The sequence below is a fragment of the Caulobacter sp. 602-2 genome (assembly GCF_011043625.1).
GTDB lineage: Bacteria > Pseudomonadota > Alphaproteobacteria > Caulobacterales > Caulobacteraceae > Caulobacter.
Genome location: NZ_JAAKGT010000006.1, coordinates 63,253 through 79,622, shown reverse-complemented (window position 1 = coordinate 79,622; position 16,370 = coordinate 63,253). Strand labels below are relative to the sequence as shown.

General features: G+C 69.8%; 15 protein-coding genes. 8 read left to right on the top strand and 7 right to left on the bottom strand.

From position 1 onward, the window contains the following. Nucleotides 1–7 precede the first annotated feature (7 nt). Nucleotides 8–352, bottom strand: a complete 345-nt coding sequence (locus G5B46_RS14030) for an antibiotic biosynthesis monooxygenase (RefSeq protein ID WP_165259543.1) — start codon at nucleotides 350–352, stop codon at nucleotides 8–10. Between the two features lie 111 nt (nucleotides 353–463). Here G5B46_RS14030 and G5B46_RS14025 point away from each other — a divergent pair, with 111 nt between their 5' ends. After that, nucleotides 464–1,366, top strand: a complete 903-nt coding sequence (locus G5B46_RS14025; RefSeq protein ID WP_240903487.1) for a LysR family transcriptional regulator — start codon at nucleotides 464–466, stop codon at nucleotides 1,364–1,366. Here the strand turns inward: G5B46_RS14025 and G5B46_RS14020 are convergent. Continuing rightward, nucleotides 1,363–1,653, bottom strand: coding sequence for a hypothetical protein (locus G5B46_RS14020; RefSeq protein ID WP_205691680.1), 291 nt, complete (start codon nucleotides 1,651–1,653; stop codon nucleotides 1,363–1,365). The two genes, G5B46_RS14025 and G5B46_RS14020, sit on opposite strands and share 4 nt — an antisense overlap. A gap of 112 nt (nucleotides 1,654–1,765) precedes the next feature. Here G5B46_RS14020 and G5B46_RS14015 point away from each other — a divergent pair, with 112 nt between their 5' ends. The 7 genes from G5B46_RS14015 (at nucleotide 1,766) to G5B46_RS13985 (ending at nucleotide 12,656) form a co-directional block, all read left to right on the top strand. Next, on the top strand, nucleotides 1,766–2,986 hold the full coding sequence (locus tag G5B46_RS14015; RefSeq protein WP_165259541.1) for a putative DNA modification/repair radical SAM protein: 1,221 nt from the start codon (nucleotides 1,766–1,768) through the stop codon (nucleotides 2,984–2,986). Then, the gene (locus tag G5B46_RS14010) at nucleotides 2,986–4,431 is read left to right on the top strand and encodes a UdgX family uracil-DNA binding protein (protein ID WP_165259539.1); all 1,446 of its coding nucleotides are present in this window, start codon (nucleotides 2,986–2,988) and stop codon (nucleotides 4,429–4,431) included. The genes G5B46_RS14015 and G5B46_RS14010 overlap by 1 nt, the downstream gene beginning before the upstream one ends. 209 nt (nucleotides 4,432–4,640) lie before the next feature. Continuing rightward, nucleotides 4,641–5,234 (top strand): RNA polymerase sigma factor, encoded by a 594-nt coding sequence (locus tag G5B46_RS14005; RefSeq protein ID WP_165259537.1) that lies wholly within the window; start codon nucleotides 4,641–4,643, stop codon nucleotides 5,232–5,234. After that, nucleotides 5,198–6,202, top strand: coding sequence for a FecR domain-containing protein (locus G5B46_RS14000; RefSeq protein WP_165259535.1), 1,005 nt, complete (start codon nucleotides 5,198–5,200; stop codon nucleotides 6,200–6,202). The genes G5B46_RS14005 and G5B46_RS14000 overlap by 37 nt, the downstream gene beginning before the upstream one ends. 860 nt (nucleotides 6,203–7,062) lie before the next feature. Continuing rightward, nucleotides 7,063–10,353 (top strand): TonB-dependent receptor, encoded by a 3,291-nt coding sequence (locus G5B46_RS13995; protein WP_165259533.1) that lies wholly within the window; start codon nucleotides 7,063–7,065, stop codon nucleotides 10,351–10,353. Between the two features lie 170 nt (nucleotides 10,354–10,523). Beyond that, entirely contained in the window at nucleotides 10,524–11,504 is a 981-nt protein-coding gene (locus tag G5B46_RS13990) for a DUF4118 domain-containing protein (protein ID WP_165259531.1), read from the top strand. A 102-nt stretch (nucleotides 11,505–11,606) separates the two neighbouring features. Continuing rightward, a complete protein-coding gene (locus tag G5B46_RS13985) occupies nucleotides 11,607–12,656 on the top strand; it encodes a P1 family peptidase (RefSeq protein WP_165259529.1) in 1,050 nt (349 codons plus the stop codon). On the opposite strand, the gene G5B46_RS13980 is transcribed toward G5B46_RS13985, so the two are convergent. From G5B46_RS13980 to G5B46_RS13960, 5 genes are all read right to left on the bottom strand, one after another. After that, entirely contained in the window at nucleotides 12,608–13,135 is a 528-nt protein-coding gene (locus tag G5B46_RS13980) for a MarR family winged helix-turn-helix transcriptional regulator (RefSeq protein WP_165259527.1), read from the bottom strand. The two genes, G5B46_RS13985 and G5B46_RS13980, sit on opposite strands and share 49 nt — an antisense overlap. Before the next feature lie 213 nt (nucleotides 13,136–13,348). Next, nucleotides 13,349–14,212 carry a hypothetical protein gene (locus G5B46_RS13975; RefSeq protein ID WP_165259525.1) on the bottom strand — a complete coding sequence of 288 codons (864 nt, stop codon included), beginning with the start codon at nucleotides 14,210–14,212 and terminating at the stop codon, nucleotides 13,349–13,351. An 82-nt stretch (nucleotides 14,213–14,294) separates the two neighbouring features. Next, nucleotides 14,295–14,534 (bottom strand): hypothetical protein, encoded by a 240-nt coding sequence (locus G5B46_RS13970; protein ID WP_058350580.1) that lies wholly within the window; start codon nucleotides 14,532–14,534, stop codon nucleotides 14,295–14,297. 31 nt (nucleotides 14,535–14,565) lie between these two features. Then, nucleotides 14,566–14,820 carry a DUF3297 family protein gene (locus G5B46_RS13965; RefSeq protein WP_165259523.1) on the bottom strand — a complete coding sequence of 85 codons (255 nt, stop codon included), beginning with the start codon at nucleotides 14,818–14,820 and terminating at the stop codon, nucleotides 14,566–14,568. A gap of 95 nt (nucleotides 14,821–14,915) precedes the next feature. Further along, a complete protein-coding gene (locus G5B46_RS13960; RefSeq protein WP_165259521.1) occupies nucleotides 14,916–16,331 on the bottom strand; it encodes a serine hydrolase domain-containing protein in 1,416 nt (471 codons plus the stop codon). Between the last annotated feature and the right edge of the window lie 39 nt (nucleotides 16,332–16,370).

The window sequence follows — 16,370 nt, the reverse complement described above, 5'->3', positions numbered from 1 at the left end:
GCCTCGCTCACGCGGCCGGCTCGACGCGCGGCAGGATCAGGTCGGTGACGCGATAGGTGTGGAACTCGCTGGTCGAGACCTCGTCCAGCCGGCGGAACTTCTCGACGAACACGGGGTCGGAGAAGAATTCGCCGACATTGCCCTCGTCGGCGATGGCCTCGATGTTCACCACCGTCAGGCCGTCGGTGCTCTTGGCCAGGTTGCTCCACAGGAAGCCCGGCTTGCCCGAGGCCAGGCGAACCACGTCCTGGATGATGGCGAAGGCCTCGTCCTGCAGGCCCGGCCGGGCATGGATGACGTTGACGATGAAGACGGTCGGCGCAGGCGCGGCGCTGAAGGCGGGCGAGATCATGATCGAAAGTCCGGATAGGCGGCCCGATCGGCCGCGCCCCGGACAGTGGCCGCGAGACAATCAGCGAAAAACAGGCCACATCTTCATTCAATTCGGACAAAAAAGTCCGCAATGGATCTCGCCATGGACAGCCTGGGCGCTCTCAACGTCTTCGTTCGGGTCACCGAAACCCGCAGCTTCACCGGCGCCGCCAGCCGCCTGGGCGTGTCGCCCTCGGCGGTGGGCAAGGCGATCGCGCGCCTGGAGGCCCAGCTTGGAACGCGCCTCTTTCATCGCAGCACGCGGTCGGTGGCGCTGACCGCCGAGGGCGGCCTGCTGCTGGACCGCTGCCGGCGGATCTTCGCCGAGATCGACGCGCTGACGGGCGAGCTTTCGGCCTCGCGGGAAGCGCCGCGCGGCCGCCTGCGCGTCAGCTTCCCGCTGGTCGGCATGCTGCTGATGCCCACCCTGTCGGCGTTCATGCGGGCCTATCCGCAGATCGAGCTCGACCTGGATTTCACCGACCGCATCGTCGACGTCATCGAGGAGGGCTTCGACGCCGTCGTCCGCACGGGCGAGGTCTCCGATTCCCGCCTGATGACGCGCTCGCTCGGCGCGTTCGAACATCGCGTGGTGGGTTCGCCCGCCTATTTCGAACGTCACGGAACGCCCCGCTCGCCCGAGGACCTGGCGGGCCACGCCTGCCTGCAGCACCGCTATCCCTCGACCGGCAAGCTGGAGCGCTGGCCGCTCTATCGCGACGATGTCTTCGTCGGCGACGGTCTGCCCACGGCCGTGACGGCCAGCACGCTGGAGCCCCTGATCTACCTGGCCGAACAGGGCCAGGGCGTCACCTGCGTGCCGCTGTTCTCGGTGCGCGCGCAGCTGGCGTCGGGCGCTCTGGTCTGCGTGCTCGAGCCGTTCCTGAAGAGCACGGGGATGTTCCGCGTCGTCTGGCCGTCCAACCGACTGCTGACGCCCAAGGTGCGCGCCCTGGTCGACTTCCTGGCCGCCGAACTGATGATCGCCGCCTAGAAGCCGCCCAGCCGCTTGCGGTTGGCCCGCACCTTGGCGCGATAGCGCTTCACCACCGCGCGGGTCGCCGCGTCGGGCGCCTGCGGCAGGCCGCCGGTCCAGAACTGCAGGCCGATGTCGGCGGCGGCTGCCACCTTCTCGGTGGTCATGCGCACCGCTTCGGCCTGGGCCCTGGCCCCGCCGCCGGCCAGCACCAGGGTCCGCAGGCTGATGACGGCCGAGGCCTCCATGCCCAGCGCCCAGGCGTCCAGCATCGTCGAGGGCCAGTCTTCCTTGCGGCGCGCCATGGCGGAACTCCCTTGCCTGCAAGGGGATCGCGCGAGGCCCTCGCCCGGTTCCGCGCCAAGGTGCGACACCGCGCAACTCGACGGAACAAAATGAGAACTATAGACTGTGCGGATGGCCGTTCTCGATATCCGCCGCAAGCTCGCCATTCTCGCCGACGCCGCCAAGTACGACGCTTCCTGCGCCTCCTCGGGGGGCGAAAAACGCGACTCGGTCGGCGGCAAGGGCGTCGGCTCCACCGAGGGCATGGGCATCTGCCACGCCTACGCGCCGGATGGACGCTGCATCAGCCTCTTGAAGATCCTGCTGACCAACTTCTGCATCTACGACTGCGCCTACTGCATCAACCGGGTGTCGTCGAACACGCCGCGCGCGCGGTTCTCGGTGAAGGAGGTCGTCGACCTCACCCTCAACTTCTACAAGCGCAACTACATCGAGGGCTTGTTCCTGTCGTCGGGCGTGATCCAGAGCGGCGACTACACGATGGAAGAGATGGTCCGCATCGCCAAAAGCCTGCGGCTGGACCACGACTTCCGGGGCTACATCCACCTGAAACTCATCCCAGAGGCCTCGCCGGAACTGGCCGCCGAGGCCGGGCTCTACGCCGACCGGGTGTCGATCAACATCGAGCTGCCCCGCGACGACAGCCTGAAGTCCCTGGCCCCTGAGAAGGACGTCGGCGACATCAAGCGGGCCATGGGCCGCATGCGCCTGGCCATCGACGAGCGCGCCGAGCCGGCCCGCAAGGCGCCGCGCAAGACCTTCGCCCGCAGCCAGTCGACCCAGCTGATCGTCGGCGCCGACGCGGCCAGCGACGGCGACATCCTGGCCCGCAGCGCCTCGCTGTACGGCGCCTATCGCCTCAGCCGCGTCTACTACTCGGCCTTCAGCCCGATCCCGGACGCCAGCCGCCGCCTGCCCTCCAGCCGGCCGCCGCTGCTGCGCGAACACCGCCTCTACCAGGCCGACTGGCTGATGCGGTTCTACGGCTTCGCCCAGCCCGAGATCATCGGCGAAGGCGAGGATCTGGACCTGTCGGTCGATCCCAAGACCGCCTGGGCCCTGCGAAACCGCGACAGGTTCCCCGTCGACGTCAACACCGCCGACCGCGAGACCCTGCTGCGCGTGCCGGGCCTGGGCGCCAAGGCCGTCGACCGCATCCTCGCGGCCCGCAGGCAGGCGCGGTTGACGATGGACGACCTGAGGCGCGTGGGCGCCGTGGTCAAGCGGGCCCAGGCCTTCGTCGTCGCCGAGGGCTGGACGCCGGGCGCGGCGACCGACGGCCAGCACCTGAAGGCCCGCTTGGTCGAACCGGCCCAACTGAGCCTGTTCTGATGCGGGTGGTGCGGCTTTCTTCCGAGATCGACTTCGACGGCTGGCGGACGGCCGCGCGGCGGCTGCGCGCCGAGGGCGTCGCGCCCGATGCGGTGCTCTGGACGGTCGAGGCCGACCTTTTCGAAGCCGCACCGGTCGAGACGCCCTCCCCCGCCGCCGGGGCCTTCACCGTCCCGCCGGCCTTCGTCGACCTCGCCCGGTCGGTGGTCCTGCACCGTTCCGGCGAGCGCTTTTCCCTGCTCTATCGGCTGCTGTGGCGGCTGGAGCGCGAGCCGCGGCTGATCGAGAACCCCGCCGATCCCGACATGGCCCGGGCGCGCGACATGCAGAAGGCCGTGGCCCGCGCGATCCACAAGATGCACGCCTTCGTGCGCTTTCGCCTCGTCGAGACCGAGCCCGAGACCTACGCCGCCTGGTTCGAGCCGGCCCATCGCGTCACCGAAGCCGCCGCGCCGTTCTTCGCCCGCCGCTTCACCAACATGACCTGGACGATCCTGACGCCCGACGCCTGCGTGGCCTGGGACGGCCAGACGCTGAAGGTCTCCGAAGGCGCCGATCCAGCCGACGCGCCGTCCGAAGACGCCCAGGAAGAGCTCTGGCGCACCTACTACGCCTCGATCTTCAACCCCGCGCGGCTGAACGAGCGGATGATGCGCCAGGAGATGCCCAAGCGGTACTGGCGCAACCTGCCCGAGGCGCGGCTTATTCCGGAACTGGTCGAGACCGCCCAGGCGCGCGCAGCCGCCATGGTCGCCGCTACGCCCTCCCCGCCGCCCGACCGGGTGCTGAAGGCCGCCCTGCGCCACGCGCGCGACGGGGCCTACAACGGCGACCTGCCGACCAGCCTCGACGAGGTCGCCGCCGCCGCCCAGGTCTGCCGCCGGTGCGCGCTGTGGCGCGACGCCACCCAGGCCGTGCCCGGGCAAGGCGCGGCCCATGCTCCGCTGATGTTCGTCGGCGAACAGCCAGGCGACCAGGAAGACCTGGCCGGCCTGCCCTTCGTCGGCCCCGCCGGCCAGGTGTTCGAGGCGGCGCTGAAAGAGGCCGGCGTGCCGCGCGATCGCACCTTCGTCACCAACGCGGTCAAGCACTTCAAGCACGAGCCGCGCGGCAAGCGGCGGATCCACAAGACCCCCGATCGCGGCGAGGTCACGGCCTGCCGCTGGTGGCTCGACGCCGAGCGGCGGCTGGTGCGCCCCCGCGTGATCGTCGCCCTGGGCGCGACGGCGGCCCTGGCGGTGACGGGCAAGGCTGCGCCGGTGGGCGAAAGCCGCGGCCGGCCGCTGCAACTGCCGGATCAAGGCGGCGGCCAGGCCCAACTGGTCGTCACCTATCACCCCTCGTTCCTGCTGCGCCTGCCCGACGCCGACGCACGCGAACGGGCCCGCGCCGAATTCGTCGGCGACCTGCGCCTTGCGGGCGAGCTCGCAAAACTGATCGACTGAAGCGAGCAAAGCCGCCCGCCTGGCGAGCGCCGCGCGCAAAAAATCTGCTCAAACTTTCGGCGTCGCTCTCTGCGGCGCAATCCCTTGCCCCGCCTCGTAATACTTGCGGCCGGAACCGGGCGCATAAGCCCTCCCCGCCGCCCGGGGCGCCGTTCGCCTCTTGCCACGACGGCGCTGCCAGGGTTGGTTCCCGGCCGGGGAAGAGGGCGATGACAGCAGACGACGAAGAGCGGCGCGCCTGGTTCCGGAGGGAGATCCTGCCCCTGGAGCCCAGGCTTCTGGCCTATGCGCGCAAGTTCTGCCGCGACGGCGAGGCCGATCCGGAGGATCTGGTCCACGACGCCTTCACCCGCGTGATCGCCTGCAAGACCTGGCGCGAGATCACCAACCCGGCCGCCTTCGCCTCTCGCACCCTGCGCAACGTGGCCTTCGACGGCCTGCGCCGCCGCAAGGTGCTGACCATCACCGCCGTCGCCGACTTCGAGCTGATCGGCGGCATGGACGAGACCCCCGGCCCCGAGGCCACGCTGGTCTCGCGCGACGAACTTCGCCAGCTTCGCGAGGCGATATCGGAACTGCCGACACAATGTCGGCGTGTATTCACCCTGAGGAAAGTCTATAGCCTTTCACCGGGCGAGATAGCGGTCCGCATGGGCTTGTCCGTCTCAACAGTCGAGAAGCACCTGATCAAGGGGCTTCGCTATTGTTCCGAAAAGCTGGGCCGCGCGGGCGCGACCCAACCAGTGCGTATCGACGAAGGGCGTTCATGGGCCGGGAAGCGGGATCGCGACGCGAAGCGGTAAGAGCGGCCGCCGCCGAATGGGCGGTGCGGCTGTCCGATCCCGCCTGCGCGTCTGACGTGCGCGCGGCCTTCGAGGCCTGGCGCGCCGAAAGCTTCGAGCACGAGGCCGCGTTCGAGCGCGAGCACGCCGCCTGGGAGCGGACCGAGCGCCTGCGCGCCTTCAAGCCCGGCGGCCTGGCCTCGGGCGCCAAGCCCGACGCCGACCTCCTCGCGCCGGAAGACGCGCCCCGCCGCGCCTTCGACCGCCGCTCGCCCTGGACGATGATGGCCGCGCTGGCCGCCGTCGCCGGCGTGGTCGGGACCGGCGTGATGACCGCCACCGCCTCGACCGCCTACGCCACCGACATCGGCGAGCGCCGCGTCGTGGTGCTGGCCGACAACAGCCGCATCGAGCTCAACACCGACAGCAAGGTCGTGGTGCGTTATCGCGGCGGCGTGCGCGAGGTGAAGCTGGTCAAGGGCGAGGCCCTGTTCGAGGCCGCCGCCGACGCGCGCCCCTTCGTGGTCAAGGCCCGCGACGCCCGCATCGCCACCACCGGCGGCGAGCTTTCCGTCCGCCTGGGCGCCGAGAACGCCGCCGTCACCGTGCGCCGCGGCGCCGCTCAGGTCGAGCCCGACGGCGACGGCCCCGCCAGGGAGACCAAGGTCGCGGCCGGAACGGCCATGGTCTACGGCCCGGGCGGCAGCCACGCCCAGCCGCTGTCGGACGCCGAGATCGACCGGGCCCTGGCCTGGCGCCAGGGCGCCATCGCGCTGAACGGCCAGTCGCTGAGCCAGGCCGTGGCCGAGTTCAACCGCTACAACCGCCGCAAGGTGCGCATCGCCGACCCATCGATCGCCGACCTGCGTCTGGCCGGCTACTTCCAGAGCACCGAACCCATGGCCTTCGTCACCGCCGTCACCCACACCTTCCCGGTGCGCGTCAGCGAAGGCGAAGACGGCGTGATCCGCCTGGCGCGCAAGGGGTAGCGGCCGAAGGCCGGAGGGGGGACGTTTTCGCCGCTCAAAGCCCTTCCCCTATCCGCCGACGGGAAGGGAAAAGTGGCTCGGACGGGGATAGACGTCCGTCCATCCTCTGCGGACATCGAAAACTCTTGAACCAACTCAACCACTTGCAACTTTCTCACGCTCGCCGATCAGACGCGCTGAAACCGGCGGCATAATCAACGGGTCCCGTCGCAGGGAGAGGGCGCAAGGATCCGGCCCGAAGCGGCGACGTGGATGCGATCGAGCGGGTTTAGAGGGCGGGGGACGTAAACCCGCCTATCGGTTGGTTCGCCTGTCATGAACCTCCGCCCGTCCAAGGGTCCGCGCCGCCATGCACGCCTGGCCGCCAAGAAACGGGGCGCACTGCATGGGGAAGGGGCAAAAGGCGGAAGAGGCCTGCGCGTCCCGGCCTGAGGAATAACGATCGCGCGGGGCGTTTAAGCTTCGTCGAAACGGTACTTGAAACAAACACATCCGGGCGAGGCCCGGACGCCCCGCGCCCTCTCCATCAACTTCCGTGGTTTCCACGAGAGGCTGAAAAGCCATGCGTCCTTCGAGGCTCGCCTTCGGCTCGCACCTCAGGATGAGGAGCTTAGAGCTATGACTTCCTCATCCTGAGGCGCCCGCGCAGCGGGCCTCGAAGGACGCAAGGCGCCAGCCAAGATCCTCCCCCTCTGGGGGAGCATCAGCCCTCCCCTAGTGGCGCCAACGCCACACTCGTCACACCGCCGCCACAAAATTTCGGTCGGCGACTGGAGGTTTCCCCACGGTCCCCCGTCGAAGGCCATAAGAACGTCGCGTCGAGGGGGCGCGACGGACAAAGGGGTCTTTCGAACTTGTCCATGCGTACGAACCAACGTCGCCGGGCCGTCCGCGGCTTGCTGCTGGCGTCCGCCGCCGTCCTGACGATCGCGGGCCAGGCCGCCGCCCAGGGCGCGCGCCACACCTTCAACATCCCGCCGCAGGACGCGGTGTCGGCGCTGCAGACCTACGCCAAGCAGACCGGCAAGCAGGTGCTGTTCCCGTACGAGGCCGCCACCGGCCGCAAGACCCCGGCCGTCACCGGCGACCTGTCGGACGCCGAGGCGCTGAAGCGCCTGGCCGACGCCGCCGGCCTGGTCGTCGCCTCCGACGACGGCAAGACCATCACCCTGCGCGCCGCGCCGGCCGCCCGCCCCCAGTCGGAAGCCGCCGCGACTGAAGCGGCTTCCGAACAAGTCGCCGAAGTCGAAGCCATCATCGTGGTCGGCAGCCAGATCGAAGGCGCCCGCACCACCGAAGCCCTCCCCGTCTCGGTCGTGACCGAGAAGGACATCATCGCCACCGGCGCCGTCTCGGGTGACGAGCTGTTCCGCTCGATCCCGCAGGCCGGCGACGTGCAGTTCCAGGAAGCCCGCACCACCGGCAACCTGAACGACGCCCGCGGCGACGTCTCGTCGCTGAACCTGCGCAGCCTCGGCACCGGCAACACCCTGGCCCTGCTGAACGGCCGCCGCGCCGTGCTGCACCCGGGCACCCAGACCGAGAACCTGGTGCCGGTGCAGACCGTCAACACCAACGCCCTGCCCGTGGCCGGCGTCAAACGCGTCGAAGTGCTGCGCGACGGCGCCGGCGCGCTCTACGGCTCGGACGCCGTGGCCGGCGTGGTCAACACCGTGCTCGACACCAAGTTCCAGGGCCTGCGCGTCGAAGCCCAGGTCGGCGGCTCGGAAGGCACCGGCTATCGCGAAGGCACCGTCAACCTGAAGGCCGGCACGCGCCTGGAAGACGGCACGCGCCTGACCTTCTTCGGTTCGTACACCGCCCACAGCCGCATGATGGCGACCGAGCGCGACTACGCCGCCAGCGAAGATCACCGCAGCCAGATCGCCGACACCCCCTGGGCCGGCAGCACCAGCTTCGACAACCGCTCGACCTCCAGCCCCTGGGGTTCGTTCACGCTGATCCCGTCGTCGACCGCGCCCCGCCAGAACGGCGTGGCCCTGACGACCTCGGGCGTGTTCCACATCGAGCCGACCGCCAACACGGCCGCCGGCTGCAGCAGCGCCGTCCTGGCCGGCAGCCTCTGCATCAAGTCGGGCACCATCACCGGCGCCGCCGACCGCGACCTGCGCTATGACGAGAACCCCCAGCGCACCCTCAAGGGCGGCCTGGAGCGCACCAACCTGTTCAGCACCGTCGAGCGCGACCTCGACAACGGCATGACCTTCTTCGGTGAAGCCGGCTACTACCACGCCCTGTTCACCGGCCAGCGCGAGCAGTCGGCCCCGATCTCGTCGGCCCCGATCAGCATCGCGGCCAACGCCTACTGGAACCCCTTCGGCGCCACCACCCTGGCCGATGGCAGCGCCAACCCCAACCGCCTGTCGGGCCTGACCGGCGTGGGCGCCTCGGGCGTGGCGATGAACATCACCACCTACCGTCCGGTCGATGCGGGTCCGCGCACCTACACCGTCACCGACGACAGCTATCGCCTGCTGGGCGGCCTGAAGGGCACGTTCGGCGAAGGCTGGAAGTGGGAGTCGGCGGGTCTCTATTCGTTCGCCCGGACGAAGGACAAGACCCACAACGCCATCAGCAACACGCTCTTCCAGCAGGCTCTGAACCGCACGGACTCCAGCGCCTACAACCCGTTCAACGGCGGCTCGCTGACCAACTGGTCGGGCGACGACGCCACCGGCAACAGCCAGGCGACGATCAACTCGTTCCTGATCGACGTCTACCGCATCAGCGAGACCTCGCTGGCGATGTGGGACTTCAAGGTCTCCAAGAAGGACCTCTTCACCCTGCCGGGCGGCGACGTCGGCTTCGCCTCGGGCGTCGAAGTGCGCCGCGAGACCTACAAGGACGATCGTGACGACCGCCTGGACGGCACGACCACCTACACCAACAGCGTCACCGGCGTGACCTACGGCAGCGACGTCCTGGGGGCTTCCGGCTCGCCGGACATCAAGGGCGACCGCGTCATCAGCTCGGCCTTCGCCGAACTGGCCGTGCCGATCATCTCGCCCGAGATGAACATCCCGTTCGTCGAGGAAGTCACCCTGCAGCTGGCCGCCCGCGACGAGTACTATTCGGACTTCGGCAACGTGCTGAAGCCGAAGGGCGCCCTGCTCTGGAAGGTCGGCCAGGGCCTGTCGTTCCGCACCTCGGTGTCGCAGAGCTTCCGCGCGCCGAACCTGCCGCAGTTCTACAGCGAGGGCTCGACCGTCTCGAACGGCCGTCCCGACTACGCCTTCTGCCGGATCAACACCCCGACGGCCACGACCTGCGCCAGCACCTCGACGCTGGAAGTGCGCCAGGGCAACAAGGACCTGAAACCGGAAGACGCCGACAACGCCTCGATCGGCTTCGTCTACCAGCCCAAGTTCATCCCGGTGGAATACGGCCGCCTGACCCTGACGACCGACTTCTGGTCGATCCGGGAAAAGAACGTCATCGGCATCCTGGGCGGCTACAACCAGATCGCCTACGACCTGCTGCTGCGTCAGCAGGGGAGCTACAACCCCAACGTCGTGCGTGACGACCCGGTCGGCACCAACACCGTCGGCGCCATCGCCTACATCAGCGACACCTACATGAACCTGCAGCCGCGCGTGGTTCAGGGCGTCGACTTCTCGCTGGCCTACGACCTGGACGACACCCCCTGGGGCGACTTCGGCTTCAACCTGAACGTGGCCAAGCTGACCAAGTACGACCAGTCGGCCAGCCCGATCGAGCAGATCCTGCAACAGGCCATCGAAAGCGGCGCGCTTGCGGGCCTGACGGTCTCGTCGGCCGGCAGCCAGATCAAGATGGACGGCTTCCCGGAATTCCGCGGCTCCGCCAGCTTCACCTGGCGCAAGGACGGCTGGGGCGCGGGCGCGTTCGTCAACTATGTGGGCGAGACCTACGACACCGGTCCCGCCCAGGTGGACGGCCAGTACTTCCCGATCTCGGACTGGACCACGGTCAGCCTGTACGGCCAGTACGCGTTCAGCAGCGGCCAGTTCGACGGCTCGACCCTGCGGGTCGGCGTTCGCAACATCGCCGACAAGGATCCGCCGGTCACCTCGAGCAACTTCGGCTACTCGGGTTCCCTGCACAGCTCGACCGGCCGCTACTGGTACATGAACATCTCCAAGCGGTTCTGATCCTCCACCCGAGGATGACTTGGGAAGCCCGCCTGTCGCGTGACGGGCGGGCTTTTCCGTATCCGGAGCGAACACGGGGATTTGCCGTGACCCGAAAGTCTTTTTAGGAAATATTCTCCCCTCGGCGGCGGAGCGTTCGACGCCGGACGAGTCGGGGCTCTTCGAAGATCATGTCGCGGGCGAGCACGCCTCTTCCTGCCGCGTGGGGCTACGCCCTGGCGGCCGCCGCCGCGGGCGGGGCCTTCGGCGTGCGCCTGGCGCTCAACAGCTGGTTCCCGCCGGGCTTTCCGTACCTGACCTTCTTCCCGGCCATCGTGCTGACCGCCTATTTCGCGGGGCGCGGACCGGGCATCCTGTGCGCGGCGCTGTCGGGCCTGTGCGCCTGGTACTTCTTCATCCCGCCGTACAACAGCTTCCACGTCGACTTCGCCACGACGGTGGCGATCACGTTCTACGTCTTCGTGGCGGCGGTCGACATCTTCTTCATCGACGGCATGCGCAAGGCCATGCGCAACCTGGCCCAGGAGCGCGAGGCCCAGGCGGAACTGGCCCGCAGCCGCGACCTGCTCTATCGCGAAATGCACCACCGGGTGAGCAACAACCTGCAGATGGTCGGCGCGCTGCTGCGCCTGCAGTCGTCGGGCATGAAGGACGAGGACGCCCGCCACGCCCTGGTCGAGGCCGGCGGCCGCATCGAGACCATCGCCAAGATCCAGCGCCAGCTGCACGACCAGACCGGCGAGCCGACCTCGTTCCGGGCCTTCGCCGAGGCCCTTCTGGACGACGCGGGCCAGGCCTTCGGCGTCCGCCACGCCGTCCGCGTCGAGGGCGGCGACGACCCGCTGCATCCCGAGCAGGCCACGCCCGTGACCCTGGTCATGCTCGAGTGCTTCAACAACGCCCTGGAGCACGCCTTCACCAGCGGGACCGACGGCCGCATCGTCGTGGCCCTGGCGCAGGAAGGCGACAGCCACGTGCTGACCATCCGCGACAACGGCGCGGGCCCGCCGGCCGGGTTCGAACCGGCCGCCTCGCCCAGCCTTGGCCTGCGCATCGTCCACGCCATGGCCCGCCAGCTGGGCGGCGCCTTCACCATGGCCCGGGTCGACGGCTGGACGGTGTGCCGGCTGAGCTACGCGCGGGCGGTCTAGGGGCGCCTTTCGGTCCAGAGCGCTGAAAAAACCTCATCCCGAGCTTGTCGAAGGACGAGGTTTTCGTCTCAAACACGGGGGCGCTTTCATCGGAGCCCCGCCATGCCCCGTCCCGGCCCCCGCAACCTGATCACCGACGTCGAGGGCCTGCTGGTCGGCCACGCCCAGGACGAGGCCGTGGCCTCGGGCGTCACCGCCCTGCTCTGCCCCGACGCCTGGACGGCCGGGGTCGACGTGCGCGGCGGCGGTCCGGGCACGCGCGAGATCGACGTGCTGCGGCCCGAGAACAACTTCAGCAAGGCTCACGCCATCTGCCTGTCGGGCGGCTCGGTGTTCGGGCTGGGCGCGGCCGACGGCGTGGTGGCGGCCCTGTCGGCCGCGGGGCGCGGCATCCGCCTGGCGCCGACCTCGCCGGCCATCCCGATCGTGCCGGCCGCGGTGCTGCACGACCTGGGCAACGGCGGCGACAAGGACTGGGGCCTGGACCCGCCCTATCGCTGGCTGGGCATCGAAGCCGCCGCCGCGGCCGACAAGGACTTCGCCCTCGGCGCATTCGGCGCGGGGCTGGGCGCCATGGCGGGCCTGGCCAAGGGCGGGGTCGGCAGCGCCTCCCTCGACCTGGGCGACGGCCTGGTGGTCGGCGCGCTGGCGGCGGTCAATCCGGTGGGCTCGGTGCGGATGGCCGACGGCGAGACCTTCTGGGCCTGGCCCTGGGAGATCGACGGCGAGTTCGGCGGCCTGCGCCCCGCCCCCGACGCGCCGGTCGAGGTCGAGCCGATCCCCGAGGATTCCAAGCTGGCGGCGCTGGGGCGCCTGCAGGCCGGCGCCAACACCACCCTGGCCGTGGTGGCGGTCACCGCCGACCTGACGACGGCCGAGTGCGCCCGCCTTGCGATGATGGCCCAGGACGGCCTGGCGCGGGCCATACGGCCGGTGCACACGCCCTTCGACGGCGACGTGGTGTTCGCCCTGGCCTCCGGCGCGCAGACCCTGGGCGAGGGTCCGGGGCGCGCCATCGCCCTGGCGAGACTGGGCTCGGCCGCGGCCGACACCCTGGCGCGGGCCATCGCCCGCGGGGCGTATGAGGCCCGGCTTTCGGGAGATCAGTCCTCGGAGACCGGGGCCACTTCCGGCGGGGCGTCGGCCCCGTAGAGCTGGACGGCGGCGGCTTCCAGGCGGCCCATCAGGCGCTTGAGGGTCGCCACCTCGCCGGGCGCCAGGCCCGCCAGCAACGCGGCCTCGTAGGCCAGGGCCAGCGGCCGGATCTCGGCGAACAGCCGGCGGCCGGCGGCGGTGAGCTCCAGCGTGTGCGAGCGGCGGTCGGTGCGGTTGGTGATCCGCGCCACCAGCCGGCGCTCGACCAGGTCCTGGGCGGCGCGACTGACGCGCACCTTGTCCATGGCGGTGCGCGCCACGGCCTGGTGCTGGGTCAGCGGCCCCTCGATCAGGATCGACATCAGGCGCCACTGCGGGATCGACAGGCCGAAGCGGTCTTCATAGGCCCGGGCGATCAGGCGGCTGACGGCGCTGGAGGCCGTCGCCAGGCGATAGGGCACGTAATCCGAAAGCGACAGCTGTTCACTGGCGGCGTCCGGTGAACCCGGCGTCAGAGATGAGACCGTCGCGGCCATGCCTGTTCCTTTCCTCCTGCTCCGGCCCGCGGCCCGCGAAGACGGAGCCGTCTCTACGCCGAATCACGCCCTGGCAACCCACCGTGAGCGCCCTTCGATCTGGCGCCGCGATGGAAACGCTCTCAATCACCCGCCCCGGACCGTGGCGGAAAGCGGGCGTTTCGCCCGTCGCATGAGCATACGCACCTAACCGCGCCCAACCAAGCGGCGCCTTTAGTGGCCGCCGTGCGCCTCGCCGTGGTCGTGACCCGACTTCGGGGCCGGCTCGGTGTGGGTCAGCTGCCTCTGGCAGCGCTCCAGCAGGCGCAGGTTGTCGGGGCTGTTCCAGACGTCGGCGAACTCGACCACCGCCAGACGCAGGCGGCGCATGTGCTCGGTCCACTCCAGCGGCGGATCGGCCTTGTCGTCGGCCTTGTCCTCGCAGCCCTTGTCCTGGGGCTTCGCGCCGCAGGTGCAGGCGTGGGTCTTAGACGCCGGCGCGGCGGCCGGCGCACAGTTGGCGTTGACGATGACGGTCTGCTTGCTGCTGATCTTCACCTGCGGCGAGGCTAGAGCCAGGCCGCCCACGCTGACCGGCACGCAGCAGATCACGCACTGGCAGGGCGCGGGCGCCTTGCAGGCAGGCGAAGGCGCGGGCTCGGCCTCGTGACCGTGCTTGCCCTCCTCCTTGGCGCCATGGCCGCAGGTGCAGGGCTTGGAGGCCTGCGGCTCCGGCTTGGCCTCGGGCTTGGGGAACTGGCCCAGGCAGGCCTTCTCCAGGCTCTTGAGCGCCTTGCCGCAGGCGGCGAATTCGATCAGCGCCCCGACCCGGGCCTCGACCTCGGCCACCAGCTCCTCGGCGCGGCGCAGCAGTTCGCCCGTCGGCGCGCTGGTGGCGGCCACGCAGCGGGCCAGGATGGCCTTGTGGATGGTCTTGGGCACGTCGCGCCAGCGCTCGTCTCTGCCCTTGCGGCCGGTGAAGCGTCCCGCGCAGAAGGCCAGGGCCGCGACGGCCAGGGTGATCAGCGCGATGCCGGCCAGCAGGGTCGGATCGAAGATCGGCACCGGCGTCTCGACCGGAAACTCGGATTGATACACCCCACCCCTCCCGCATGCGCCGTTCGACGAGCAACGTTATGGTTAACGCATGCGCGCGACGCTTGCACGGCCAAGGTTGAGATCAGCGGCGGGAAATCACCCCGCGGGCGCGGGCGCCCTGGTCGTAGCGGCTCTCGCCGCCATAGACGGCGACCTCGCACAGGATGTCGCCGCCTTCCTGGGCGGCCCACAGGTAGTTGCGCTCGACCTCGACGTTGCGGCCGGCGGGCGAGATGCCGTCGAAGGTGTCTCCCCAGGGAATCACCTTCGACAGTTCGCGCCAGGACAGGGTCATGGCGCGCGACAGTTCGTCGTCGGCCATGGCCTGCAGGTCGGGATCGCTCACGCGCGGACTACTCGGCCGAGGTTTCGGCGTCGCGGAAGTACGGCACGACCTCGCCTTGCAGCTTGATGGTCATGGCGTTGCCCTTGCGGTCGACGGTCTTGCCGGCGGTCACGCGCACCCAGCCTTCGCTGACGCAGTACTCGTCGACATTGGTCTTCTCGACGCCCTTGAAGCGGATGCCGACGCCGCGCTCGAGCGCCTCGGCGTTGTAGTACGGGCTGTCGGGATTGGCGGACAGGCGGTCGGGAGGCGTATCGCTCATCGGGTCGGCTTTCGAGATCTTGGGGCGGGACGGCCCGCCGAGGCGGGCGTGATAGCGAGGAAAGACGGAAAATCCAAGCGCTTGGGCCGAAAGCCTCAGCGGATGGAGGGCGCGCGGCCGCTGGAACCGCCCTTGGCGGGCGCGGGCGCGCCATGCGGAGGCGTGTTGGCGGCCTGGCGGACGGGCGGCCTTTCGAGGGCCTGATAGACCCACTTGCGGGTCTCGGCGTCGAGACCGGGGCCCACCCCGCCCAGGCGCTGGATCATGCCGACGAAGAAGAGGTCGTTGGCCGGATCGATCCAGAACCAGGTGCCGGCGCTGCCGCCCCAGCTGATCGTGCCGGGGCCGACCGGCGCGCCCGAGGCCGCCGGGTCGACGGCCACCGCCACGTCGATGCCGTAGCCCATGCCCAGCGCGAAGGGGAACGCCTTCTGCTGACCGGGCTTGAGCACGCCGGACGTGCCGTCGGTGGTGACCTGGAAGCTGGGCGGCAGGTGGTTGAGCCGCATCATCGCCACCGTCTCCGGCTCGAGGATGCGCACCCCGTCGAGGTCGCCGCCGTTGAGGATCATCTGGGCGAAGCGGGCGAAGTCCCCGGCGGTCGACAAAAGGCCGCCGCCGCCGGACGGCGCCGGGGGCGGCCGGGTGACGTCGCGCCAGCCGCCCTCGACGGCGGGCATGAGCTTTCCGGTGACCGGATCGGCGTCGTAGATCGCCGCCAGGCGCGCGGCCTTGTCGGCCGGAACCCAGAAGGCGGTGTCCTTCATCTTCAGCGGCTTGAAGATCCGCTGCTGCATGAACACCGGCAGGGCCTGGCCCGACAGGCGCTCGATGATCAGGCCCTGGATGTCGGCCGCCACGCTGTAGCGCCACAGCTTGCCGGGCTCGGAATACATCGGCAGGCCGGCGATCTTCTGCACCATCGAGAACAGCGATTCCGACTGCAGCACGCCCGCCCGGTAATAGGCCTGGTCGGCCTGGCTGCCCGGATCGTCGGCGATGCCATAGGCGAAGCCCGCCGTATGGGTCATCAGCTCGCGCATGGTCGGCGGGCGGCTGATCGGCGACAGGATCGGACGGCCCGAGGCGTCGACGCCATTGGCGACGCGCAGGTTCTCGAACTCGGGAATGAACTTGGTGATCGGATCGTCGAGCTTCCAGCGACCCTCGTCATAGAGGATCAGCATGGCCACGCCCGTGACCGGCTTGGTCTCAGAACGGATGCGGAAGATCGCGTCGGCCGGCATCGCCTCGGGCTGATCGAGGGCGCGCTTGCCGTAGGTGGTCTGGCTGACGACCTTGCCGTGACGGGCCAGCAGCGTGACGCCGCCGGCGATCTGGCCCTGGTCGACCAGGCGCTGCATGGTCTCGTCGACCCGCTTGAGCTTCTCGGACGAGAACCCCACCGCCTCGGGCTTGACGCGCGGCAAGGCGCTCGCCACGCCCGGATGGGCGGCGGTCAGGCCCAGGAACCCGGCCAGGGCCCCGACGGACTTGCGCCACAAGCTCATAAGTCGACTTATCTCTCAGAGGGTTGGCGAGAGCATGGC

What these genes read in the sequence shown, in the direction of transcription:
- G5B46_RS14030 (WP_165259543.1), bottom strand. Translation starts at nt 352, where the DNA reads ATGATCTCGCCCGCCTTCAGCGCCGCGCCTGCGCCGACCGTCTTCATC.
- G5B46_RS14025 (WP_240903487.1), top strand. Translation starts at nt 464, where the DNA reads ATGGATCTCGCCATGGACAGCCTGGGCGCTCTCAACGTCTTCGTTCGG.
- G5B46_RS14020 (WP_205691680.1), bottom strand. Translation starts at nt 1,653, where the DNA reads ATGGCGCGCCGCAAGGAAGACTGGCCCTCGACGATGCTGGACGCCTGG.
- G5B46_RS14015 (WP_165259541.1), top strand. Translation starts at nt 1,766, where the DNA reads ATGGCCGTTCTCGATATCCGCCGCAAGCTCGCCATTCTCGCCGACGCC.
- G5B46_RS14010 (WP_165259539.1), top strand. Translation starts at nt 2,986, where the DNA reads ATGCGGGTGGTGCGGCTTTCTTCCGAGATCGACTTCGACGGCTGGCGG.
- G5B46_RS14005 (WP_165259537.1), top strand. Translation starts at nt 4,641, where the DNA reads ATGACAGCAGACGACGAAGAGCGGCGCGCCTGGTTCCGGAGGGAGATC.
- G5B46_RS14000 (WP_165259535.1), top strand. Translation starts at nt 5,198, where the DNA reads ATGGGCCGGGAAGCGGGATCGCGACGCGAAGCGGTAAGAGCGGCCGCC.
- G5B46_RS13995 (WP_165259533.1), top strand. Translation starts at nt 7,063, where the DNA reads ATGCGTACGAACCAACGTCGCCGGGCCGTCCGCGGCTTGCTGCTGGCG.
- G5B46_RS13990 (WP_165259531.1), top strand. Translation starts at nt 10,524, where the DNA reads ATGTCGCGGGCGAGCACGCCTCTTCCTGCCGCGTGGGGCTACGCCCTG.
- G5B46_RS13985 (WP_165259529.1), top strand. Translation starts at nt 11,607, where the DNA reads ATGCCCCGTCCCGGCCCCCGCAACCTGATCACCGACGTCGAGGGCCTG.
- G5B46_RS13980 (WP_165259527.1), bottom strand. Translation starts at nt 13,135, where the DNA reads ATGGCCGCGACGGTCTCATCTCTGACGCCGGGTTCACCGGACGCCGCC.
- G5B46_RS13970 (WP_058350580.1), bottom strand. Translation starts at nt 14,534, where the DNA reads ATGGCCGACGACGAACTGTCGCGCGCCATGACCCTGTCCTGGCGCGAA.
- G5B46_RS13965 (WP_165259523.1), bottom strand. Translation starts at nt 14,820, where the DNA reads ATGAGCGATACGCCTCCCGACCGCCTGTCCGCCAATCCCGACAGCCCG.
- G5B46_RS13960 (WP_165259521.1), bottom strand. Translation starts at nt 16,331, where the DNA reads ATGAGCTTGTGGCGCAAGTCCGTCGGGGCCCTGGCCGGGTTCCTGGGC.